Genomic DNA, 23933 nt, shown 5'->3' with positions numbered 1-23933 from the left:
TGTCGCTGAAGACCTCTCATCCGCTTCCCATGGACGCCACGTGGCGCCGCCGCATATCACCTCTTCGGGTGGAGCAACTCGCTCGGGAGGGATTCGATGAGGCGCAGCCATATCTCACTGGCAGTGGGGTAGGCGGGCACGGCGTGACGCAGCCGATGGACGGGGACGCCCGCAGTGATAGCGATGGTGGCGGCGTGGATGAGCTCACCCGCACCAGGGCCCACGAAGGTGGCTCCCAGCACGGCCCCCGTCTGCCGGTCGACGACGAGCTTGGCCTCACCGTGGGCATCGTCGCGCAGGAGGGCAGCTCCAGCAGCCGAGGTGTAACCGACCTGGGCGGTGACGACGTCGTGGTCGAGGGCCCGGGCCCTCTGCTCGGTCAGGCCGCTGGAGGCGAGCTGAGGATCGGTGAAGACGACTTGTGGGACCGGGATGCTCTCGGGCACTGGTTCGGGCTCGCAGCCAGCCGCAAGGGCGGCGATCCTCTCCCCTATGACGCGTGCTCGGTACTTGCCTATGTGGGTCAACTGGGCCTCGCCACTGGCGTCGCCGACGGCGTAGAGCCAGTCGGGAAGGCGACCGGCCAGGACGTCGTCGGGCTCCAGGCCGACGGTCTCCAGCCCTATGCCGGTCAGTAGAGGGCGACGGCCGGTGGCGACCAGAATCTCATCGGCCTCGATGGTTCGACCGGCACAGGTGACCGTGACAGAGCCGCCATGGATACGACCGAGCCCGGTGTCACTGGCCTGGGACCGCTCGGCGGCAGTCACCCGGGCATCCGTCATGACGGTGACACCGCGGGCAGTGAGAGCCTCCTCGATGAGTCGGGAGGCGAAGGACTCCGCAGCCGACAGGAGGCGGGGACCACGCACCAGCATGGTGACATCGCAGCCCAGGGCGGACATCCACGTGGCGGCCTCGCAGGCGACGACCCCGCCACCGACAACGATGAGATGCTGCGGGATCTCCTGCACGCCGGTGGCGTCACGCGAGTCCCAGGCCTCAAGGCCTTGGAACGCAGCAGGCATGACGGGCTGCGCGCCAGTGGCGAGAACGACAGCGCGGCGGGCGCGAAGGACCCGCTCCCCCTCAGCGGTTCTCACGGCGACGCGCCGTTCGCCGTCGAGGCGTGCCCATCCGCGAACGACGTCGAGACCGGCACCCTCGGCCCAACGCACCTGGCCAGCGTCGTCATAGCGGGAAACCCACTCGTCACGACGCTTGAGCAGATCGAGCGCGGACAGTTCGGCCGGGCGCAGGCCGCTGAGGTTGGCGGACGCCGCCGCGACCTCGATAGGCACGAGGAACGCCTTGCTGGGCATGCAGGCGTAGTAGGAGCACTCGCCGCCCAGGAGCTCGCCCTCAACGAGGACCGCGGTCAGGTCGGTGCCCTTGATGGCGTACTGGGCGACGTTCTCCCCCGCCGGCCCGCCACCGATCACGACGACATCGTAGGTGCTGGTCTGCTCAGGCACTGTTTCCTTGCTCATGCCACCGATGCTGCCACGCATCTTGGCCGGCCGGCCGACCTGCGCGGCATGTCGAACCTCAGGCCACTCGCAGAGGAGTGATGGCATCGATCTGCATCGAAAGACGGTCCTCCGCCACGTCAAGGTCATACTGGGTCTGCAGGTTCAACCAGAACTGCGCTGATACCCCGAAGTACTTGCCGAGCCGCAGCGCCGTATCCGCAGTCACCGCACGCTTACCGTGCACGATCTCATTGATACGCCTCGGCGGCACTCCGATAGCAACAGCCAGTTTGTTCTGGGTGATACCGAATCCCTCGATGAAGTCCTCCATGAGGACCTCCCCCGGATGAACAGGGGCGTGCTTGCTGTTCGTTTCAGTGGTAGTCAACGATCTCAACCTCCTCCGCTCCAGCGCCAGTCCATACGAAGCAGATCCGCCACTGGTCATTCACTCTGATGCTGTGCTGGCCGGCCCGATCACCTTTGAGCACCTCGAGTCGGTTCCCCGGCGGCACTCTCAGCTCATCGACAGACTGCACAGAAGCGATCTGACGTAACTCACGCAAGGCAACCCGTTGTATGCGAGGGTCAATCGATGGGACTCGTTCTCGGTGCCACAACCGCTCAGTGTCCTTACTACCGAACGACCTGATCACACCTGCAGTGTATAACGTATGGCGTCATACAGGCCAGGCTCGACTCCCTGGCAGGCGAACGCAGTGGGGCGGCGCCAACAACTCGTTCAGGCGGCCAGGAGGTCGTAGGCGGTGACGGTGCAGACGCCCAGGAGGAGGATGCCGAAGGCGGTCGTCAGGGTCGATGCCGAGGCCCGTTTCGTCAGCGGCCCACCGAGGAGCCCTCCCACCATCGATGCCGCCGCAGCTGCACCCCACCCACCTCACTTCGACAGAAACTTCAGAAACGACGCGGCTCCGGGTCGTTTCTGAAGTTTTGGTTGGTGAGTGAGAATTCCGTCGCGGCGCCCCCTTCCAGAGAGCGGTGCCATCATGGGATCGTGAACGCAACGACCGAGCACGCGCCGGTGGACGCCTGGGGGCCGGACTTCCTGGGCCCGGGCTTCGAGGCCCGCACCCTGGAGCTGCTGCCCGACGACGAGGACGACGGCGCCGTCGCCACCCTGGTGCGCCACCTGCCGGCCCTCGACCCCGGCGCCCTGCCGGGCACCCCCACCACCCCCACCTTCATCTACCTCTACCTGCACGGCTGGAACGACTACTTCTTCCAGACCCACCTGGCCCGCGAGATCTCCCGCCTGGGCGGGGCCTTCTACGCCCTGGACCTGCGCCGCTACGGCCGCTCCTGGCGCGAGGGCCAGATGCTGGGCTGGTGCACCTCGCTGGCCGAGTACGACGAGGACCTGGGCCTGGCCCTGTCGGCCATCCGCGCCGAGCAGGGCTGGGAGGCCGAGCTCGTCCTGTCGGGTCACTCCACGGGTGGGCTCGTCGCCTCCCTGTGGGCCGACCGCCACCCGGGGGCCCTGCGCGCCCTGGTTCTGAACTCCGCCTGGCTCTCGCTCCAGGGCTCCGAGATCGTGCGCACCGTCGGCGACTCGGTCCTGCGTACCCTGGCGCTGCGCGACCCGCGCATGTCGATCCTCGACGGCTGGGTCGACCCGGCGCGCGTCTTCTCCATCACCGACGGCTGGGTGCCCGAGCGTGACGGCGAGCTGCCCAATCCGGCCTGGGCCGACGATCCCTACGTGACCGGCTGGGACATCAACCCGGCCTGGTCGATCAAGCCCTCCGCGCCCGTGCGCGTGGGCTGGCTCCAGGCCGTCATGGAGGGCCACAACCGCGTCGCCCAGGGCCTGGACATCCGCTGCCCGGTGCTGTCCATGGGCGCGGCCTCCACCCGCCTCGGGGTGACGTGGACTCCGGAGTCGCGCAGCGCGGACACGATCATCGACGCCGACGCCACCGCCCGCCGCGCCGTCATGCTCGGCAAGCTGGTGACCATCGCCCGTTTCCCCGGCGGCGTCCATGACCTCACGCTGTCCGAGCCGCCCGTGCGAGAGCAGGTCTTCTCGGCCCTGCGCCGCTGGATGGCCGCCTACGTGCTGCGCTGATCCGCTCCGACGACGGCCGGCGGCTCAGGCCAGGGCTTCAGAAGCTGCGGTCGGCCAGGTCGTCGCGCAGTTCCCCCAGGTGGGGACCGTGCACCCCCACGCGCCACACGCGCCAGCCGTCGGCGTCGGTGACGGCCTGGGCGGCGTTGGCGGCCGACGTCGGGTCGGTGAAGGATCGCCCGTCAGACAGGGTGATGACCCCCTCCATCGACAGGATCGCCTCGTGGTAGATGCCTCGGCGCAGCCGCTGCCAGACGATCTGGGTCGGTTTGCCCAGCGAGGCCGCCACGGCCGCCAGCTCCGCGGTCTCCTGGACCAGGAGGGACTTCGAGGGGTCCCCGCCCAGTGCCTCGGCCACCGGGTCGAGCCCGTCGGCCGACCCGCGCAGCGGCTCCCAGGACACGAGGGGCACCGCGCCGGTGGGCGCCTCCGGGCGGGACTCGTTGGGGGCGACGGTGGACCAGGCCTGCGCGGCGGGCGCGGCCGAGGATGCCTCGGACTGGGAGTGCGCCGCCCGCGAGCGCCGTCCCATGCGGGTGCGCGAACCGGGCTCGCTCGGGGCTTCGCCGGCCTGCGGGGCTCGGTCCGGACCGAGCGGAGCGTCGGAAGGTGCCGAGCCGGCCGACGCCGCTGAACCGCTGCCTCCGGACAGGCTGCTCCCACCAAGGATGTCCACGCCTCCGGCCAGGGCGGCGACGGCCCGCTGCCCGGCATTGGAGTCATCGGCGGAGTCGGGGCGTCCCCGGTGGCCGGCATTGTCGGCGGAGGGCTCCTCCCCCAGGTCGACGGAGGCGGGAACGGCCACGGTGTCCCCGCTGAGGATGTCGGCCAGGTCCTGACCGACACTGCCGACACTGCCTGCACTGCCGGCGGCGTCGTGTCCACCGGCAGCGCGGTCACCGGCCTCATGGTCGGGGTGGTCGGAGTCACCAGAGTCGTTCTCGGGCTTGGAGGCGGCGGGCGCCTGCGGGGCGCTGTCGGGGCGCTCCGGGTCCGGCTCGGGCCGGCTCTGAGGGGCCTCGGGATCAGCCTCGTGCTCGGTCTCGGGGCCGCGGACAGCATCGGCTGCGCCCTCATTGGTGGCTGCAGCGGCGCCGTCAGCGGCGTCCTGGGCCGGGCCCTGTGCGTGGGCGTCATCGGCCGGGGCTTCCGCAGCCCCCTCAGCCAGTTCGGACGCGGCCTGCCCGGCGGGCGGGGCGGCGCCGGCCTCATCGGGCTCCTCGGGTGAGGACTCCTCCCCGCCCTGGGCGAAGAGGGTATGCACCTGGGGCTGCTCGGCGGTGACGGCCACCGGCTCGAACAGCTCGGAGAGCGCATCGGCGGCACCCGTCGCGGCGAAAGCCCCCGCCGGGATGGTGGCGCTGGCGTCTTCGGTGCCCTCGGTCTCAGGGGTGTGCGCCGGCTCGGCGGGCATGACGATCTCGATGGGTCCGGTGACCGGACTCATGTGCTCGGCCTGCTCCGTGGCGTCAATGGCCCGTGAGCCGTTCGAGCCGGCGGAAGCGGAACCGGCCAGGGCCGGCCGGGGGGCGCGGGCCACGAGCAGCGGCCCACCGGCGGCCACGTCCATTCCGGAGATCTTCTCCACCACGACGACGATGCGCGACTCATCCACGATACGCACGTCGACCTCGTGGATCTCCAGCCCGGAGGAGGCCAGTACTCCCAGCCCTCCAACGACGTCGGGCTCCAGGGAGGCGCTCAGGATCGTCAGCCTCGGCCCGGCCTCGACCTGGGCGGGCATCGCCTCACGGAACTCGTTCCAGTCCTGGCTGAAGGCCCCCAGCCCGCCGGCGTACCTGCTGGCGATCTCACGGCGGCCCGCGGTGGCGGCCTGGGTCAGACGCGACATGGCGGCCAGCAGCCCCGTGGAGTCGACGTTCTCCAGGACCTCGACGACGACGACCTGACCGGTGGCGTCCAGGGCGGTCAGGCTCGCCCCGGTCTCGAGCTCCTCCCATGACAGGGGGAAGAGTGGACGGCGCAGGACATCGACGATCTGACGCTGGATGGCGACCAGACTGTGAGACAGGGTGATGGCGTCAGCGGAGCGACCCAGGCGCACGGGCAGGAGGTGGTTGCCGTCGAGCTCGTACATGGCCATGGATCGGGCCGCCTTTCCTCGTCGTCCTGCTCCGCGATGGCCCCCAGCACAGGTGGGCACGCGCGCGGGCGGCTCTCAGTCGAGTCACCCACGAACACAGCGCCCAGCCATCCTGTTACGACCGCCAGCACACGGCAGACTATCTCATGACGGCAACGACGGGTGGGCCGCGCCCCCGTCACATCAGCCCCCACACAGGGAGAAAACCGCGGAAACACAGCCAGATCGCGGTTACCTCCTAGGGTTATCCCCGATTCTTGGAGAGACCGGTCTCATGGTCGCATCCGCCTCGAGGTGGATGAGGATGCCCGGGAAGTGGGAAAGAATGTCGCTGGTCGACTCCCTGCGGGGAGCCCCTCCATCCCCTATCGCCTCACCAGCCTCCCATCTCCTACCGCCTGAGGAGCGTTCATGCCGTCGGTCTCATCCACCACGACTCCCCCGGACGCACCTGAGCTCGCGCCCTCCCCGGCGCCCTCCTCCACCTCATCGCCCGCACCATCACCGTCATCGGCGTCGGCCGCTCCTGCGTCTGAGCCCTCGCACCTGAGCGTCTACGCGCGTCAAGCCCGGCGGGCCGCGCGCGCCTGGCTGGCCCCGGCGCCGGCTGCGACCAGCTGTGCCGCGCTGACCCTGGTCATCGGGATCGTCCTGCTGCCCTGGGGGTCCCGGGGGCAGATCGCCCTGTCCGCCTACATCCACCAGCCCCAGCGGGTGTGGACCCTGCTGACCGCCTGGGCGGTCCCCGGTCACCTGCTGCCGGTGACCGGCTGCCTCATGCTGCTGTCCGTCGGCGTGCTGCTGGAGCGGCTCCTGGGCACTCGACGGTGGCTGGCCACCGCCGTCGTCTCCTGCGCCGGAGGCATCGTCCTGGCCCAGGCGCTCTACCCCCTCATCCGCCACGTGTGGGACGCCTGGTCCCCCTACCTCGTCCTCGCCCCGATCCAGGGCATCAGCCTGCCCACCGCCGGCCTGGTGGCGGCCTCCACCAGTGTCATGCGTCCGTCCTGGCGACGGCGTACGCGCTTGGCAACCTTCGCCGTCCTCGTCGTCTCGGCCGCTGTGACCGGAACCGTGGGCGCCCTGGCCCGCCTGGGAGCAGGGGTCATCGGCCTCATCATGGGAGTCGTCCTGGAGCGTGGGCAGCAGACGGCCCCCTCCCAGGAGCTGCCCCGGCGCTCGGAGCGCGAGCTCGTGGCCTTCCTGGTGGCCTGCTGGGCCGTGAGCTGCGCCCTGGCGGTGGTGAGTAACGCCGCAGGCCCCCTGGCCGACGCCCGCTACGGGCTGACCCCCGCCATCCTGCCCAAGGACGCCGTCATCTATCCGGTCGAGCAGCTTCTGATGTGCATGCCGGCGTTCCTGCAGCTGGTCCTGGCCGACGGCCTGCGCCGGGGGCGCCGTTCAGCGGCCTACGGCACCATCGCCCTGCAGATCTTCCTGGGGGTGTGCGCGGCCCTGTTCGCCCTGGTGGAGAAGATCGGCGAGCAGATGCCCGCGTCAGGTCCCACCACGACCCAGCTCCTGCACAGCTGGCTGCGCTCGGGGCACCTGCTGGTGCCGCTGTTGCTCAACATCGTGGTCATCAGCCTGGTGGTGTGGACCAGGAGGCGCTTCACCCTGGGCTCGCGCCCCGGCGTCATTCGTCGCGCCGTCGTCGCCTGGATCCTGACCCTCCTGGGCGGGGCGGTCCTGACCGTCGCCGGGGGATTGCTCATGTCTCACGACTTCTCCCCCTACGCGACCTGGCCCGCCCTGCTGGAGACCTACGTGTCCTACCTGCTGCCCATCAGCACCGGCGGCATCATGAGCCTGATCGTCGAGCCCCTGACCCCGCTGGCCCACCTGCTCACCGGGTGGGTGCCGGTCCTGGTGTGGCTCCTGACGATCCTGTGGGTGTGGCTGGCCCAGTCCGCTCCCGCCCGCACCCGGATCTCCGACCGCGAGGAGCTCATCGACCTGGTGCGCAGCCGCGGCGCCGGGACCCTGGGGTGGATGCTCACTTGGCAAGGCAACGAGGCCTGGGTCAACGAGGCGGGCACGGCCGGCTTCTCCTACCGGCCCAGCCGCGACGTCGCCCTGACAGTCGGGGACCCCGCCGCCGACGACGCCGACGTGGCCCAGGCGGTGCGCGACTTCGCCGACTTCGCCACCGACGCCGGACTCATCCCGGCCCTGTACTCGGTGCACGCCCCGGCGATGGAGGCCGCCCGCGCCATGGGCTGGACGATCATGCAGGTGGCCGAGGAGGCCGTCCTGGACCTACCGGACCTGGCCTTCCGCGGCAAGGCCTACCAGGACGTGCGCACCGCCCTCAACCACGCCAAGAAGGAGGGCGTCGAGGCGGTGTGGACCAGCTTCCGCGACTGCCCCGCCGGCCGGCGCGACCAGATCCGGGCCATCTCCCAGGCCTGGGCCAGCGACAAGCCGCTGCCAGAGATGGGCTTCACCCTGGGCGGCCTGGCCGAGCTCGACGACGCCGAGACGCGCCTACTGCTGGCCGTGGACGCCGAGGGAACCGTCCAGGGCGTCACCTCCTGGCTGCCGGTCTACCGCGATGGGCGCGTCATCGGCCTGACCCTGGACTTCATGCGGCGCCGCGAGGGCGGTTTCCGGCCCGTCATGGAGTACCTCATCGGGCGCGCCGCCCAGGACGCCCAGGCCGAGGGCCTGGAGATCCTGTCCCTGTCCGGGGCGCCGCTGTCGCGCTCCGCACCGGCCGACGGCGGCTCCTCCTCACGCTTCGACCCGCTCCTGAACCTCTTGGCCTCCGTGCTGGAGCCGGCCTACGGATTCGGCTCCCTGCACGCCTACAAGCGCAAGTTCAAGCCGCGCTCCGTGCCCATGTACCTGGCGGTTCCCGACCTGGTGGACCTGCCCACGGTGGGGATCGCCATCGCCCGGGCCTACCTGCCCGGTCTCAAGCCCTCCCAGACGGCGCGCTTCGCCCATGTGCTGATGAACCGTGACTGAGATCAGCGGTGCTGGCGCGCCCACCGCCGACGTGCAGGCGTCGAGCGGCGTCGTGGGCGCTCTCAAGGCCGTCCACATCCTTCAGCCGTGGATGGGGACGGTCTGCGTGGTCGTGGCCGCGGTGGTCATCGCCTGGCTGTGGTGGCGGCGCACCCGCTACCTGCCCTGGCCTCGCCAGCTCGTCGTGCCTGCTGCCGCAGCAGTGAGCGCAGTGACCTCTTGGCTGGCCGTGGACGTCATCTGGCATCCCGTCGCCGACGGTGTCGGCTGGTTCGTGTGGACCTGGGTGGGCGTCATCGGCCTCGTCATCGCCCAACTGGTCACCGGCAACCGCACCGAGGGACGTCAGCGGGCGGTGCGTTCACGTAACCGCCGCCTGGTGCGCGCCACGGAGTCCGCCTCCAGCCTCGTGACCGTGGTGGCCTCCTCCCTGCTGGCCATCAACACCTTCTTCGCCTCCTACCCCACCCTGGCATCGGTCCTGGGCTATGGGGTGGCGACCACGCCACTCAGCCGTCTGCAGGGCGCCGCGGCCCGGTCTCCGGCACCCGTGCGCGGAAAAGGGACGCTGGAGGAGACCTGGAGGCCGCCGTCGGACATGCCCGCCCGCGGCGAGGCGGTCACCGCCGACATCCCGGCCGGCGACCAGTCCGGAACGAAGGGCTTCACACCGCGGGGGGCCTTCATCTACCTGCCGCCGGCCTACCTGGGCTCTCAGCGCCCGGCCCTGCCGGTCCTGGTCCTGCTCACCGGGCAGCCGGGAAGCCCGTCGGACTGGTTCGAGCTGGGAAACCTGAAGGACACGATGGACGCCTACGCGGCCAACCACCACGGTCTGGCCCCGGTAGTCGTCGTCGCCGACCTCCTGGGCAGCCCGTACGCCAATCCCCTGTGCTCCGACACGAAGGCGGGCGGCAAGGTGGCCACCTACCTGGACAAGGACGTCCCGGCCTGGATCCGGGCGAACCTGCAGGTCGACGACGACCCAGCCCACTGGGCGGTGGCCGGCCTGTCCAACGGGGGCACCTGCGCGATGCAGGTCGTCACCCGCTCACCGGGCGTCTACCGCACCTTCCTGGCGATCAGTGCCGAGGAGCACCCCTCGCTGGGCAGCGTGGAGCGCACCATCTCCCAGGGCTTCGGAGGGGACCGTGCCGCCTACGAGGCCAACGACCCGCTCTCCCTGATGTCCTCCGCCCCACCTGGCCGCTACAACGGCATCGCCGGCATCGTGTCGGTGGGCCGCCAGGACACCAGCTACCGCGGGGCCGTGCCCGTTCTGGCCGAGGCCGCCACGAGGGCCGGGATGACGGTGAGCACCCGCCAGTACGACGGCGCCCACACCTGGGCCGTGTGGGGGCCGGCGCTGGCCGACCAGCTCGATTGGCTGGGCGGGCGCCTGGGTATCGCCTCGCCGTCGCCGGCCTCCTGATCCCAGCCCGACCCCCACGGCGCTGTTGGTCCGCGAGCCGCGTTACTCGGCTCTCCGGTTACCCGGTTACTCAGCCTTGTCCGCGACGGCCGCGCGCCCGGCCTCCAGGCGGGCCACCGGCACCCGGAAGGGCGAGCAGGAGACGTAGTTCAGGCCGACCCGGTGGAAGAAGCCGATGGACTCGGGGTCTCCGCCGTGCTCGCCGCACACACCCATCTTCATCGTCGGCTTGGTGGAGCGGCCGCCCTCGACGCCCAGGCGCACCATGCCGCCCACGCCGTCGGCGTCGATGGTCTCGAAGGGGGAGACCCCGAAGATGCCGTCGTCGATGTAGCGGCCCACGAAGGAGCCCTCGACGTCGTCGCGTGAGAAGCCCCAGGTGGTCTGGGTCAGGTCGTTGGTGCCGAAGGAGAAGAAGTCGGCCTCCTCGGCGACGTGGGCGGCGGTGACGGCAGCACGCGGCAGCTCGATCATGCAGCCCACCGGGAAGTCGAGGGCGTAGCCGGAGGCCTGGGAGACCTCCTGCAGCACGTGCTCCACGCGCTCGCGCGCCAGCTGGAGCTCACGCACCGATCCGATGAGCGGGATCATGATCTCGGGGTGCGGGTCGCCGCCGGCCTTGAGGCGCTCGACGGCGGCCTCGGCGATGGCGCGCACCTGGAGCTCGATGAGGCCCGGCATGGTCAGCAGCAGGCGGACCCCGCGCAGGCCGAGCATCGGGTTGGCCTCGTGGCTCTTGCGCACCACGGCCAGGAGCTCCTCGTCGGCCGGGTCCAGCTCGCCGCGCTCGCGGTCGACGGCCACCTTGACGCTCAGCTCGGTCAGGTCCGGCAGGAACTCGTGCAGCGGCGGGTCGATGAGGCGCACCGTCATGGGCTTGCCGTTCATCGTCTCGAACATCTGGATGAAGTCGCCCTTCTGCAGCGGCAGGAGGGCGGCCAGGGCGGCCTCGCGCTCGGCGTCGGAGGAGGCCAGGATGAGGTTCTGGACGAACTGCTTGCGCTCGCCCAGGAACATGTGCTCGGTGCGGCACAGCCCCACGCCCTGGGCGCCGCGGTGGATGGCGTGGCGGGCGTCGTCGGGGGTGTCGGCGTTGGCGCGCACCTGAAGGCGGCGGACCGCATCGGCGTGGCGCATGAGGCGGTCCACGGCGGTGACGAGCTCGCGGGTGTCCTCGTCTCCGGCCGCCTTGAGCGCCTCGTCCAGGCCGCGACGCAGGTAGGTCATGACCGGGGAGTCGACGACGCCGACCTCACCGAGGAAGACCTCGCCGGTGGTGCCGTCGATGGCGATGATGTCCTCACTGGTGAGGACTTCCTCGCGTCCCGCGATGCGCAGGGTCTTGGCGGCGGAGTCGACCTCGAGGGCCTCGGCACCGCACACGCAGGTCTTGCCCATGCCGCGGGCGACGACGGCGGCGTGACTGGTCTTGCCGCCGCGGGCCGTGAGCACGCCGGCAGCCGCGACCATGCCGGGCAGGTCGTCGGGGTTGGTCTCGCGGCGCACGAGGATGACGGAGTCGCCCTTCTCGGCACGGGAGACGGCCTCGTCGTTGTCGAAGGCGATGTAGCCCACGGCGGCGCCCGGGGAGGCGGCCATGGCGCGGGTGAGCAGGTCGCGGCTGGAGTCGTCGTCGAACTGGGGGAACATCAGCTGGGTGAGCTGCTCGCCGGAGACGCGCGTGAGGGCCTCGTCCATGGTGATGAGCTTTTCGTCGACGAGCTGGGTGGCCACACGGAAGGCGGCCGCGGCGGTGCGCTTGCCCACGCGGGTCTGGAGCATCCACAGCTTGCCGCGCTCGATGGTGAACTCGATGTCGCACAGGTCGCGGTAGTGGGTCTCCAGGCGGCGCATGATGGAGCGCAGCTCGTCGTAGGAGGCCTTGTCCAGGCGCTCGAGGTCGGCCAGGGACAGGGTGTTGCGGATACCGGCGACGACGTCCTCGCCCTGGGCGTTGACCAGGTAGTCGCCGTAGACACCGGTGCGCCCGGTGGAGGGGTCGCGGGTGAAGCACACGCCGGTGCCCGAGGTCTCCCCCATGTTGCCGAACACCATGGTGCACACGTTGACCGCGGTGCCCAGGTCGTGCGGGATCTTCTCGCGGCGGCGGTAGATGTGGGCGCGCTCCGTGTTCCAGGAGCGGAAGACGGCCTCGGTGGCCATGTCCAGCTGGGAGCGGGGATCCTGCGGGAAGTCGATGCCGGCGTGCTCCTTGACGATGGCCTTGTACTCCTCGACCAGCTCCTGGAGGGCGTCCACGGGGAGCTCATAGTCCATGGAGACGCCCCGCGCGTCCTTCTTGGCGTCCAGGGCGTCGGAGAAGTGGTCGCCGTCGATGTCCAGGACGGTCTTGCCGAACATCTGGATGAGGCGGCGGTAGGAGTCCCAGGCGAAGCGCTCGTCGGAGCTGGCGGCGGCCAGGCCCTGGACGGAGACGTCGTTGAGGCCGATGTTGAGGACGGTCTCCATCATGCCGGGCATGGAGAACTTGGCGCCGCTTCGCACCGAGACGAGCAGGGGATCCTCGGCGGCGCCGAGCTCGCGCCCCAGCTCCTCCTCGACTCCACGCAGAGCGGTGGTGACCTGAACCGAGAGCTCCTCGGGGACCTCGCCGCTGGCCAGGTAGGCGCGACAGGCGTCGGTGGTGATGGTGAAGCCGGGGGGAACGGGGAGATCCAGCCGGGTCATCTCCGCCAGGTTCGCTCCCTTGCCTCCCAGGAGATCCTTCTGGTCCTTGTCACCCTCGCTGAAGCGGTACACGTACTTGGGCATCCTTGCCTCTTTCGGTTCTTGTGGAACTAGGGACTCCGTGCACGCGCAGGCGCACGCGAAGCACTCTATGTGACTTCGGTCCCATGTTGCAGGTGACTCATCCAGCCGCGAACAGGGCTGCGCCGGCCGGCCTCGGGGCTTAAGGGCGCAGCGCCAGCAGGCCGGTGTGTCCCGGCAGGGTGATGCGGGTGGACAGGGACTCACCGTCGGGCGCCCCGGAGCGGGTCGGGGCGCGGGGCCACCCGGGCAGACGCAGCGCCACCATGCGCCCAGCCCGGCCCCACGTATCACAGGAGTTACGACAACTGCTCAAAACGGGTTCTTCGTGTCGTGGGGATGGGGTTGTGCGGGGCTTTCCTCGTCGGGGTCTCGGGGTACGTGGTCGTACGCGATCCCACCCGGTCGTACGTAAAACCGCGCGGTCGTACCTTAGAGCCCCTCTAAAGTACGACCGCGCGCCGCCGGGTACGACCGCGCGCCGCCGGGTACGACCACGTACCCCGAGACGCCGAACCACCGGCACCCGCTCACCCCGACCACGCCCTCACACACGAAGAACCTCAAAACATAGCGGCGGATGCCCGCCACACTTCCGCGTGGCGGGCATCCGCCGCCGGTCCGATCGCGCAGGATCCGACGCGTGCGTCCGACGTCTATCCGGCGACTAGGGAACGACGACGAGGACGTCGCACTTCGACTTGCGGAGCACCTGGACGGAGACGGCTCCGAAGATGCGGCCGAACAGCGAATCGACGCCTTTGGATCCGACGATGACGAGGTCCGCCTCGGTCTCCAAGGTGACGAGGGTGACGGCATCGACCGCCGTGCCCTCGACGACGACGCCCTGGGCGAGGCCGACGCCGCGCTCGACTGCGATGTCGCGCGCTTTCTCGACGACGGCGTAGGCCTGGTCCTCGGTGAGCCCGACCCGCACATCGGCGACGGGGGCAAACTCGTTGATGCGAGCCTTGTCCCGGGGCGAGACGGGGTCGTAGCCGGCCACGAGGAGAAGGGTGGCGTCACACAGTCGCGCCATCTCGCAGGCGCGATCGATGACGTGGGTGTTCTCCTCAAGATTGCCGACTGCGGCAACAATGGTGTTGTAGGTCACAAGTGTCATCCTTTCATGTGGCGCATATGCGCCCGATCAGGCGACGGCAGTCTTGGTGGCGGCGATGGCGGCGGCGCGCACCCTCGGGTCGGCGTCCTTGTCGGTGTCGATCCACTCGATGAGCAGGCCGGCGATGACGAGGAAGACTGCGACGAAGAGCATGGCGTTGACAGGGTGGTTGCCGAGCAGGTGCTTGTAAATGGGACCGAAGGTGAGGGTCTGAAGGAGCTGGGGGACGACGATCATCATGTTGATGACGCCCATGTAGACGCCTCGGCGCTCCTTGCGGATCATCTCGGTGGCCATAACGTAGGGTATGCCCACGATTGAGGCCCAGGCCACACCAATGCCGATCATCGGCAGGTAGAGGACCGTCGTGTTGTCGGGGCCGCCGATGCGGGTGAGCAGGACCAGGCAGACGGCGGCGAGGAACAGCGCCGCGGTGTGGACGTGCTTGGGGCCGATGCGGTTGGACAGTCGCGCCAGGAAGAGGGCGACGACCGTGCAGGAGACGTAGTAGGCGACCATGAGCCCGGTGGCGAAGCCGGAGGCGTCGTTGAAGGCCTCGGTCTTGGCGTACCCCGGGTCGGACAGGTTCACGCCGAAGTAGGTGACGGCGCACATGAGGCCCAGGTACTGCCAGAAGACGTTCATGGCGTACCACTGGAAGAGGTAGACCAGGGCCATCTTCTTCAGGCCGCGGGGCATCTCGACGATGGCGACGCCGATGTCCTTGAGGAAGCCGAAGGGGCCCTCCTCCCGCTTCTTGCGCTCGAGCTCGACCAAGCCCTCCGGCGTGGGCGGCAGCTCCTTGGTGGAGAGCACCGAGATGAGCACGGAGCCGATGGAGCACACCGAGCCCACCATGAAGGCCCCGAACACCCAGTAGGGGATGCCCGCGGCGGTGGCGCCCTTCAGGATCTTCTCCAGGACGGCGAGGGTGCCGCCAGCCAGGGCCGAGCCGGCGCCGATGAACAGGGACTGGGCGAGGAAGCCCTTGGCGAGCTGCTTGTCGGGCACGCGGTCGCCGATGAAGGCCCGGTAGGGCTCCATGGCCGTGTTGTTCGAGGCGTCCAGCAGCCACAGGCACAGCACCGCCATCCACACGGCGGTGACGAAGGGCATGAGGAACAGGAAGATGGAGCAGCCGACGGCCCCGATCAGGAAGAAGGGCTTACGGCGTCCCCACTTCTCGCTCCAGGTCCGGTCCGAGAGCGCCCCGATGAGCGGCTGGATGAGCAGACCGGTGACGGGTCCGGCCAGGTTGAGGATGGGCAGCTCGTCGGGCTGAGCGCCGAGGAACTGGTAAATGGGCGACATGATGTTCTGCTGCATGCCGAAGGAGTACTGGATGCCGAAGAATCCGACGTTCATCAGCAGGATCTGAGCAGTGCTCATCATGGGCTTGTGCGCGATGTCCGCCGCGCTATTCTGGGAAGTCTGTGCCATAGGTCATCCTTGTCCTGGGCCCTGTGGAACTCTGTCAACGCCGCCCGAGACGGACGCCGCACTTCCTGCCCGAGAGAACGCTGTACGGGACGGCGAGGATCTCAGGAAGTCAAGCAGGTCAATGATCCACCCAACATGACTAACGTTTGACAGGTCTTTAGTCCCATTATCGGATCTCGCACGAGCCGGACCGGGTCATGACTCAGGCACGCAGGGCAATCATCCCACGATGCGCGCTGAGGCGCACCTCCAGAGCCAGCGCCTCACCGTCCGGGTCCCCGGTGGGCCCCGGTGACCTGAGGCCCGCCGGGAGACGCACGGTGCCGCCTCCCTCCTCGCCGAGCGCGACGGCGGCCACTCCGCCCTCGAACTCGCGCACCCAGGCGCCCGAGGTCCTCCGGGGCCGTCCCAGCGGGCGCCCCAGGTCGGCGTCGAGGGCGGGGAACCAGGGAGTGCGCGAGTAGTCGTCGTGACCGGTGGCCGTGTAGGCGCCCTCCCCTCCCCCGAAGACCCAGAAGGCCGCCAGCCCGTAGAGGCCGGGGGACGTGCGGGCACCGGACATGGAGCCGCCGCCCCCGCCGTCGGGCGTGCGCACGATGGACAGGCCCGGCCCTCGCAGCTCGTGAATCTGGGCCAGGGCCGTGGCCTCATCGAAGAGGTGATGGTCCCCCCAGCCCAGCCAGCACTCGTCGAAGCCACCACCCCAGGCCGAGTGGCGCTCCCAGCGGCCGGGTTCCCGGCGGGCCTCGGCCACGTTGGGGATGAGGATCTTGCCGACGCCGTTGAGGCCGGCACCGGCCTGGTCCACGAAGATGTTCAGCTCGGCGCGCAGGGCGGCGGTGTCGGCGATTCCGTCCAGGGGGAGGTCCAGGCCGTAGTAGTCGTCGAAGACGTCGTTGTCCGCCATGACGCCGTCGAAGGCCGTCTCAGCGGTGGCCTGGCAGACCTCCTCCACCCAGCGGGCGCGGTAGTCGGGGTCCCACACGCGGGCCTGGAAGTGGCCGGGGTAGGTGTTCCACTCGACCAGGTCGCCGTTGTCACGCCTGGCGAGCCAGCCGCGGCGTCGGGCCTCGCGGTAGGACAGCCCGGAGGCGCGCATGGAGTCCGGCTCGAAGTCTCGCGTGGAGGACAGGCACCGGTAGGCCAGGACCGTCATGTCCGGTCGCGCCTCCTTGAGGCGGGCGGCCGCCTCGGTCTCCCAGGGCTGGAGGATCGCCGCCCGGTAGTGCGCGATGGCGAAGTCCAGCTCCCCGGGCTCGAGCGGGTTGCCGTAACGGATCCAGGCTCCGACGCCGCCGGTGCTGCTCCTCATGCTCCTCCTTGGTCGGCGCGGGCGCCGGCCTGCTCACCGGCGCCGCCCTGACGGTAGATCGTGTTGTAGGAGGCGTTGACCTTGACCAGGTCGTAGGCCGCCTCCACGCGGCCACGGGCGTTGAGGCTCAGACGCTCGTAGAGATCGACGTCGCTGATGACCTCCTGGACCTTGTCCGCCATGACGGTGGGGTCGCCGGGCTCGATGATGATGCCGCAGGGGTCCCAGGTCTGTCCGTCGTCGGTGACGATCATGTCCTCGACGACCGAGCGCACGGCGCCGACGTCGGTGCTCACCGTGGGGATGCCGGCCCCCATGGTCTCCAGGGAGACGACCGGCAGGCCCTCGTTGTAGCTGGGCAGGACGAACAGGTCGAACTCGGGCAGGAGCTCACGGACCTTGACGGTGCCGCGGATGGTGATGACGCTCTCCAGGCCCTGCTCGACGATGCGGGTCAGGCACTGCTCGAAGTAGGAGGGCATGTGCTCGGTGGGCCCGCACACGTCGAGGTGGATGTTCAGGCCCCGGTCCACCATGAGGCGCACCGAGTCGATCATGTCCAGCAGCCCCTTGATGGGCACGACGCGGGCGATGTACACCAGCTTCCACAGGTGCTTGTCCGCGCCCTCCTTCTTGATCTCCTCGATGGCGGCCAGGCGCGCGGCGTAGGAGGCGTCGAACTCCGAGGTGACGATGCCGTTGGGGATGACGATGGCGCGCCCGGCGTCGCCGCCGAGCTCATTGGCCTCGGTGATGGCCCGAGGGTAGAGGTAGGTGGAGGCGTAGGCGTAGGGGTAGCACAGGCGCCCCATCTCCAGCCACCAGGCCATCCACATGCGCTCGCGGCCGGTGACGTCGAAGGTGCGGTAGTCGGTGAGCCTGACGTTGAGGTCCAGCCGGCGTTCCAGGAGGGTGTTGACGGTATCGCGCACGTAGAGGTTGTGCTCGGTCAGCAGCACCTTGGTGCCGTGCTCGCGGGCGGCGTTGACGCCCAGCAGCATGGCGTAGCCGGTGGTGTGGGCGTGGTAGACCTGGGCGCGCGGGACCGGCTCGGCCAGGACCGCGTAGGCCAGGGAGAAGAAGTCACGCAGGCACCAGAAGATGTCGGTCATCGACATCCCCAGGTCCGGCATCATGTCGTGGTAGGCCTCCATGAACTCGCGCGTGCCCAGGATCGCCCAGACCGGGTAGCGGCGCGAGGCGCTCAGGCCCTCGCTGATGAGGTCCCACAGCGGCTCGGTCTGGCCGTCCTGAGCCAGGGAGAGCATCGCGCCCAGGATGCGCCGGGACAGCTCGCGGCGCTGGCGGCGGTTCATGCGCAGGTCGCGCGGGCGGGCGCGCAGGAAGTCCTCCTGGTGCTCCTCCATGGACAGGTAGAGGACCTTCACCCAGGCGACGTTGTCCGGCATGCCGTAGAGGTCCTTGAGCGGCGAGTGGGAGTCCCAGGTGATGTGGATGATCCCGAAGGTGAGGTCCGGGTTGCCGGTGATGATGTCGTGGACCACCGCGGAGACCCCGCCCTTGAGGTAGGGGTAGGTGGACTCCATGACGATGGCGACATCGACGTCCACGTAGACGCCGTCCTCGGGGACGCCGTCGGGCAGGACCTGCTCATCGGGCTCGGGCTCCGGCTCCTCGGGGGGCGGGAGCAGCTCGGCCGCGCCGGCGGGGGCCTCCTCGTCCTCGGCCTCCTCCTGGGCGGCCTGCTGGGACAGGGGGATCGCGGCGGCGTGGGAGGCGGCCGAGGCCACGGACTCCCAGGCGATGGCGGTGGGGGCGGGAGTCTGCTGGGGCTGCTGGGGCGCGGGCCCGACCGGCTCCCGCGGGGCCGGCTCGGCGGGGGCCGAGGGCTCGCCGAGCACCGGGGGCACGGAAGGCTCAGAGGAGTCAGAGGGCTCAGAGGGCGCTCCGGCCGCGGCGGCCTCGGAGGCCGAGGCGTCAGGGGTACCAGAGGTGCCCGGGGTATCGGCGTCATCGGGGGTCGGCGAGGCGGCGGAGCGGGGGGTGGCCGGCTCCACCGGCGAGGGGGCCGAGGCGCCCGACGCAGCCGGCGCGGCCGAGCTCACCGCACCGAAGATCGGGGCGTCCAGGGCGTCGGGGCTCTGCGGGGAGGTCGGCTCCGGGCTCTTGGGGCGGGGCTGGACCACGCCATAGCCGGCCGGCGCCGGGGTCTGGACGACGCCGTAGATCGGTGCGGCCGGAACCGCCGGAGTGGAGGCCGACTCAGTGGCGGCCGGCATGCCGGACGAAGCCGTGGGTGGCGTGGCAGCGGAGGGGGTGGCCGAGCCGACGGAGGGACTGGCGGCCGAGGGCCCACTCGGGGCACCGCCGGTGGTGACGACGACGCCGTAGCCGTCGGGGCCGACCTTGATCCTGGGGCCGGTCTCCTCGCCCCGGTCGCCGATGCCGGGGGCGTCGTCGGGGCTGGGCATCGGGGCGTAGCCGCCAGCGGGAGCCGAGTATCGCAGCGGAAGGCTCTCCAGGCGGGCACGGAAGGAGGATGACGAGCTCACCAGGACATGGCCTTTCCCCAGAAGAAGGAGTACTCGGGTGCGGCCCACCGCTTGCGGTAGAGCAGCAGCCCCAGCGCGCACAGCAGCAGGTCGACGCCGGCCAGCGGCAGGTAGGCGGCGGCGTCGGCCACCTTGAGCAGCACGGCCGCGGCGATCGCCACGTGGATGCCGGACAGGAGCAGGGCGGTGGTCGAGTCGCCGATGTGGTCGATCTCGTAGCTCAGGAGCGTCAGCACCGTGAACAGGGTCGAAGCGAGGCACACCTCGAGGACCAGCGGGACCTGCTCGGTGGACATGAGCGCCATGGAGCACACGACGACGATGACGCCGGCGGCCCCCACGATGCAGGCGCGGATGAGGCTGGCGTCCAGCAGCCGACGCAGCGTGCGTCCGCGCTCGCGCAGGCTGGCCATGCCTTCACGCTTGAGAACCGTCTGGAACAGGGCGATCTCGGTGTTGACCCGGGGTGCGGTGACCGCGAAGTAGTAGCAGTAGGCGACGACGGCGGGCTGGAGGCACAGGTAGACCAGCGCCACGTCGAAGTCGCGACCGGCGCCCAGGAAGAGGAAGAACTTGTCCGACCACAGCACTCCGCCCAGGATCGCACCGCGCAGCATGTCCTGCACGAGGATGCCGGTGGCGACCCCGCGGGGCCGCAGGATCTTTCCCAGAGAGCGCCCCATGGACAGGAGCTGGCTGAGGGTTCCCACCAGCGGGGGCAGGTACCACCAGGTGGGCTCGGCGACGAGCGCGACGGCGTAGCAGAGCCAGCCCACTGACCACAGGCGGCGGCGCCCGGCGACGTCGGCGACGATGAGTGACTGGACGAAGACGACGTGCAGGAGGAGCAGGGCGGTGTGGACGCCCAGGACGTGCAGGTTCCAGCCGGTCACGGCGGCCACGACGAGGATTTCCAGCGCCGTGGGCAGGAGCGCCCACAGGAATAGGGCCGGCCAGATGGAGCAGTAGCGCTCCAGGACCGCCCGCGGGCCGCGGCCGATGGAGTCGCCCAGGAGCCGGTAGACGGGGGTACCGATGATCTGACTGAGCCAGGGCACCGCCACTGACACGCTCAGGACGATGACCGGCAGGCCCGTGCCGCTCACCGTGCTGGCGGCCATCTTCTGGGAGACGACGGGGAAGCTCAAGCCCAGCAGGATCGCCGGGGACATGCCCAGGAGCATGGCCGCACCCCAGTGCCAGCGGGCGCCCGGGGCGATGCCGCCGCGCTTGAGGGCCCGGGTGGGCGGCGCCGTGACCAGCCCCAGGCCGATGAGGACCGTGAGGACCAGAACGCCGACGGTGCCCTGCTTCGGCCAGCCGACCCAGGGCAGCACCGCCGCCACCACGCCGAGGACGCCCAGGGTCGCAGTAGCGTTAGCGGTTCGCAGACGCGGAAAACGATGCTGGTGGAAATGTCGCGGTTCGTATCTGAGTTGGGTCATGGGAGTAGCGGCACCAAGAATGCGTGAGCACGCACGGGCGATCCGAGCCGGACATTCCGGCGCCGCGATCGAGGAGTGTCGCGGCAGTCTGAATGAGGGCGGACAGGTACGGACAGTGAGGACGAGTAGGGGCGATGACGGTTGAGACGGCCCCGCGCGAGGCGGGTGACGACACCGATCGACCATGTCCGAGGGACGACTTTCGACGGATCGTCACTCCACTGTATCCGGCAGAGGACAGACATGAGACGGCCAAGCCAAACTCTCAGAACATTCCCTTGATTCACTCAGATTTCATTCACTTTTCATGCGTCCGCTCCGCGGCGACGTCGAGCTCGCGACCCGTACATATTCACAACCATAAATCACACCCCGTAATCTCGTGCGCCCACGATCATGGTCTCCACCTGGAAAAATGAGCACAGGGGCAAGGCAGCCCCACCACCTCCCCCGAGGTTCGTGCCAACGCGTCTTGCAGTCTGAGGGCTCCCATGCGCGGCGACGACGATGGGCCGCAACCCCAGTGGGGTTGCGGCCCATCGTATGGAACTGATAAGGGAACTGGACCGGGCGGGACCCGGCGAGGTCAGCGCCCGGGCTCGGCAGCCGGCGAGGCGCCGCCGCCACGACTGATGGGCGGAGTGGAGATGCGCAGCGGGCTGGAGGCCCCACCCCCGCCGCCGGCCGCGGCGTCCTCGGCCTCACGCAGTGCGGCGACCTCGGCCTCGCCCTGCTCCCAGGGCTCGCCGCGGAAGATGAACTCACCCAGGATGGACTCGCCCTCGGCGTCGACGATGACCTTCTGGCCCCGCTCGAGCTCGCCGAAGAGGATCTTCTCGCTCAGGGCGTCCTCGATGTCGCGCTGGATGGCGCGGCGCAGCGGACGGGCGCCGAGCACCGGGTCGAAGCCGCGCTCGGCCAGGAGGTCCTTGGCGGCCTCGGTCAGCTCGATGGTCATCTGCTGCTCGGCCAGGCGCTTGTCGAGGCGCACGATCATGAGGTCGACGATCTGGCGCACCTCCTCCTTGGTCAGCTGCGGGAAGACGATGAGGTCGTCGACGCGGTTGAGGAACTCGGGCCGGAACTGCTGCTTGAGCTCGCGGTTGACGTGGGACTTCATTTCCTCGTAGTCCATGGCGCCGGACTCGGTGGACTGGAAGCCGGTGGCCACCGACTTGCCGATGTCCTTGGAGCCGAGGTTGGTGGTCATGATGATGACGGTGTTCTTGAAGTCGACCACGCGGCCCTGGGCGTCGGAGAGGTGCCCGTCCTCCAGGATCTGCAGCAGGGAGTTGAAGATGTCCGGGTGGGCCTTCTCGACCTCGTCGAACAGGACCACGGAGAAGGGCCGGCGACGCACCTTCTCGGTGAGCTGGCCGCCCTCGTCGTAGCCGACGTAGCCGGGAGGGGCGCCGAAGAGCCGCGAGACCGTGTGCTTCTCGGCGAACTCGGACATGTCGAGCTGGATGAGGGCGTCCTCGTCGTCGAACAGGAACTCCGCCAAGGCCTTGGCCAGCTCGGTCTTTCCGACGCCGGTGGGGCCGGCGAAGATGAAGGAGCCGCCGGGGCGCTTGGGGTCCTTCAGGCCGGCCCGGGTGCGGCGGATCGACTTCGACAGGGCCTCGATGGCCTTGTTCTGGCCGATGATGCGCTTGTGGAGCTCGGCCTCCATGTTGAGGAGCTTGGCGGACTCGGCCTCGGTCAGCTTGACCACCGGGATGCCGGTGGACATGGCCAGGACCTCGGCGATGAGCGCCTCGTCGACCTCGGCGACCTGGTCGAGGTCGCCGGACTTCCATGCCTTCTCCTTGGCGGCGCGCTCGTCGGCCAGGCGGCGCTCGTCGTCGCGCAGGGAGGCGGCGCGCTCGAAGTCCTGGTCGTCGATGGCGGACTCCTTCTCCCGCTTGACCTGGGCGATCTGCTCGTCGATCTCGCGCAGCTCGGGCGGAGCCGTCATGCGGCGGATGCGCAGGCGGGCGCCGGCCTCATCGACCAGGTCGATGGCCTTGTCCGGCAGGAAGCGGTCGTTGATGTAGCGGTCGGCGAGCTTGGCGGCGGCCTCAATGGCCTCGTCGGTGATGACGATGCGGTGGAAGGCCTCGTAGCGGTCGCGCAGGCCGGTGAGGATCCCGATGGTCTCCTCGATGCTGGGCTGCTCGACGGTCACCGGCTGGAAGCGGCGCTCCAGGGCGGCGTCCTTCTCGATCTTGCGGTACTCGTCCAGGGTGGTGGCCCCGATGGTCTGGAGCTCGCCGCGGGCCAGCATGGGCTTGAGGATGGAGGCGGCGTCGACGGCGCCCTCGGCGGCGCCGGCACCGACGAGGGTGTGGATCTCGTCAATGAACAGGACGATGTCGCCACGGGTGCGCACCTCCTTGAGGACCTTCTTGAGGCGCTCCTCGAAGTCGCCGCGGTAGCGCGAGCCGGCCACGAGCGAGCCCATGTCCAGGGAGTAGAGCTGCTTGTCGCGCAGGGTCTCGGGGACGTCGCCGTGGACGATGGCCTGGCTCAGGCCCTCGACGACGGCGGTCTTGCCCACGCCGGGCTCCCCGATGAGGACTGGGTTGTTCTTGGTGCGCCGAGAGAGGACCTGCATGACCCTCTCCATCTCCTTCTTGCGGCCGATGACCGGGTCCAGCTTGCCCTCGCGGGCGGCGGCGGTGAGGTTGCGGCCGAACTGGTCCAGGATGGCGCTGCCCGAGGGCGTGCCCTCCTTGGAGGGGCCGCCGGCGTTGACGGTCTCCTTGCCCTCGTAGCCCGAGAGCATCTGCATGACGGTCTGGCGCACGCTGGACAGATCCCCGCCGAGGTTGGTCAGGACCTGGGCGGCCACTCCCTCGCCCTCGCGCAGGAGGCCGAGGAGCAGGTGCTCGGTGCCGATGTAGTTGTGGCCGAGCTGGAGGGCCTCGCGCATGGAGAGCTCGAAGACCTTCTTGCCGCGCGGCGTGAAGGGGATGTGGCCGGTGGGGGCGGACTGCCCCTCGCCGATGATCTCAATGACCTGGCTGCGCACGGCGTCCAGGGAGATGTCCATGGACTCCAGGGCCTTGGCGGCCACTCCCTCGCCCTCGTGGATGAGGCCGAGAAGGAGGTGCTCGGTGCCGATGTAGTTGTGGTTCAGGGCCCGCGCCTCGTCCTGCGCGAGCACGACGACGCGTCGGGCGCGGTCGGTAAAGCGTTCAAACATCAGTAATTCCTCCTCGGCACGCGCTCAGTGCGGGACCGCTCGTCCGGTGGTGGCGAGGGATGTCGCAGCGCCGCGGAGAG

General features: G+C 69.7%; 16 protein-coding genes. 3 read left to right on the top strand and 13 right to left on the bottom strand.

The annotated features are described in order from the left end of the window. Positions 1–56: 56 nt before the first annotated feature. From AXE84_RS06945 to AXE84_RS13415, 4 genes are all read right to left on the bottom strand, one after another. The gene (locus AXE84_RS06945; protein ID WP_236750009.1) at positions 57–1490 is read right to left on the bottom strand and encodes a dihydrolipoyl dehydrogenase family protein; all 1434 of its coding nucleotides are present in this window, start codon (positions 1488–1490) and stop codon (positions 57–59) included. A 58-nt stretch (positions 1491–1548) separates the two neighbouring features. Next, complete coding sequence (locus AXE84_RS06940; RefSeq protein WP_236750008.1) at positions 1549–1803, bottom strand: HigA family addiction module antitoxin; 255 nt, start codon at positions 1801–1803, stop codon at positions 1549–1551. A 43-nt stretch (positions 1804–1846) separates the two neighbouring features. Next, the gene (locus AXE84_RS06935) at positions 1847–2128 is read right to left on the bottom strand and encodes a type II toxin-antitoxin system RelE/ParE family toxin (RefSeq protein ID WP_010613968.1); all 282 of its coding nucleotides are present in this window, start codon (positions 2126–2128) and stop codon (positions 1847–1849) included. Positions 2129–2214: 86 nt separating this feature from the next. Beyond that, on the bottom strand, positions 2215–2340 hold the full coding sequence (locus AXE84_RS13415) for a hypothetical protein (protein WP_257721694.1): 126 nt from the start codon (positions 2338–2340) through the stop codon (positions 2215–2217). 147 nt (positions 2341–2487) lie between these two features. On the opposite strand from AXE84_RS13415, the gene AXE84_RS06930 reads away from it, so the two are divergent. Beyond that, on the top strand, positions 2488–3558 hold the full coding sequence (locus AXE84_RS06930; protein WP_060957349.1) for an alpha/beta hydrolase: 1071 nt from the start codon (positions 2488–2490) through the stop codon (positions 3556–3558). A 37-nt stretch (positions 3559–3595) separates the two neighbouring features. Here AXE84_RS06930 and AXE84_RS06925 read toward each other — a convergent pair whose 3' ends face one another. Continuing rightward, entirely contained in the window at positions 3596–5662 is a 2067-nt protein-coding gene (locus AXE84_RS06925; protein WP_060957348.1) for a hypothetical protein, read from the bottom strand. Between the two features lie 411 nt (positions 5663–6073). Between AXE84_RS06925 and AXE84_RS06920 the strand changes: the two genes are divergently transcribed. Both AXE84_RS06920 and AXE84_RS06915 read left to right on the top strand, forming a co-directional pair. After that, complete coding sequence (locus AXE84_RS06920) at positions 6074–8632, top strand: bifunctional lysylphosphatidylglycerol flippase/synthetase MprF (protein ID WP_060957347.1); 2559 nt, start codon at positions 6074–6076, stop codon at positions 8630–8632. Then, entirely contained in the window at positions 8625–10064 is a 1440-nt protein-coding gene (locus AXE84_RS06915) for an alpha/beta hydrolase (protein WP_060957346.1), read from the top strand. The genes AXE84_RS06920 and AXE84_RS06915 overlap by 8 nt, the downstream gene beginning before the upstream one ends. 66 nt (positions 10065–10130) lie before the next feature. Here the strand turns inward: AXE84_RS06915 and ppdK are convergent, their stop codons facing one another. The 8 genes from ppdK to AXE84_RS06880 form a co-directional block, all read right to left on the bottom strand. Next, on the bottom strand, positions 10131–12836 hold the full coding sequence (gene ppdK, locus AXE84_RS06910) for a pyruvate, phosphate dikinase (RefSeq protein ID WP_060957345.1): 2706 nt from the start codon (positions 12834–12836) through the stop codon (positions 10131–10133). A 139-nt stretch (positions 12837–12975) separates the two neighbouring features. Beyond that, on the bottom strand, positions 12976–13101 hold the full coding sequence (locus AXE84_RS13410) for a hypothetical protein (protein WP_255304779.1): 126 nt from the start codon (positions 13099–13101) through the stop codon (positions 12976–12978). Positions 13102–13500: 399 nt separating this feature from the next. Then, positions 13501–13947 (bottom strand): universal stress protein, encoded by a 447-nt coding sequence (locus AXE84_RS06905; RefSeq protein ID WP_060957344.1) that lies wholly within the window; start codon positions 13945–13947, stop codon positions 13501–13503. Positions 13948–13983: 36 nt separating this feature from the next. After that, positions 13984–15396: an MFS transporter gene (locus AXE84_RS06900; RefSeq protein WP_060957343.1), complete on the bottom strand. Its 1413-nt coding sequence runs from the start codon at positions 15394–15396 to the stop codon at positions 13984–13986. A 202-nt stretch (positions 15397–15598) separates the two neighbouring features. Then, complete coding sequence (locus AXE84_RS06895; protein WP_060957342.1) at positions 15599–16708, bottom strand: putative glycoside hydrolase; 1110 nt, start codon at positions 16706–16708, stop codon at positions 15599–15601. Continuing rightward, complete coding sequence (gene pelF / locus AXE84_RS06890; protein ID WP_060957341.1) at positions 16705–19221, bottom strand: GT4 family glycosyltransferase PelF; 2517 nt, start codon at positions 19219–19221, stop codon at positions 16705–16707. The genes AXE84_RS06895 and pelF overlap by 4 nt, the downstream gene beginning before the upstream one ends. Next, complete coding sequence (locus AXE84_RS06885) at positions 19218–20666, bottom strand: hypothetical protein (protein WP_060957340.1); 1449 nt, start codon at positions 20664–20666, stop codon at positions 19218–19220. The genes pelF and AXE84_RS06885 overlap by 4 nt, the downstream gene beginning before the upstream one ends. Before the next feature lie 586 nt (positions 20667–21252). Then, the gene (locus AXE84_RS06880; protein ID WP_060957339.1) at positions 21253–23853 is read right to left on the bottom strand and encodes an ATP-dependent Clp protease ATP-binding subunit; all 2601 of its coding nucleotides are present in this window, start codon (positions 23851–23853) and stop codon (positions 21253–21255) included. Between the last annotated feature and the right edge of the window lie 80 nt (positions 23854–23933).

This window comes from Actinomyces oris, from assembly GCF_001553935.1.
Classification (GTDB): Bacteria; Actinomycetota; Actinomycetes; order Actinomycetales; family Actinomycetaceae; genus Actinomyces; species Actinomyces oris_A.
Note: the sequence above shows the minus strand (reverse complement) of the source record. Positions and strands in the feature narration are given on the sequence as shown.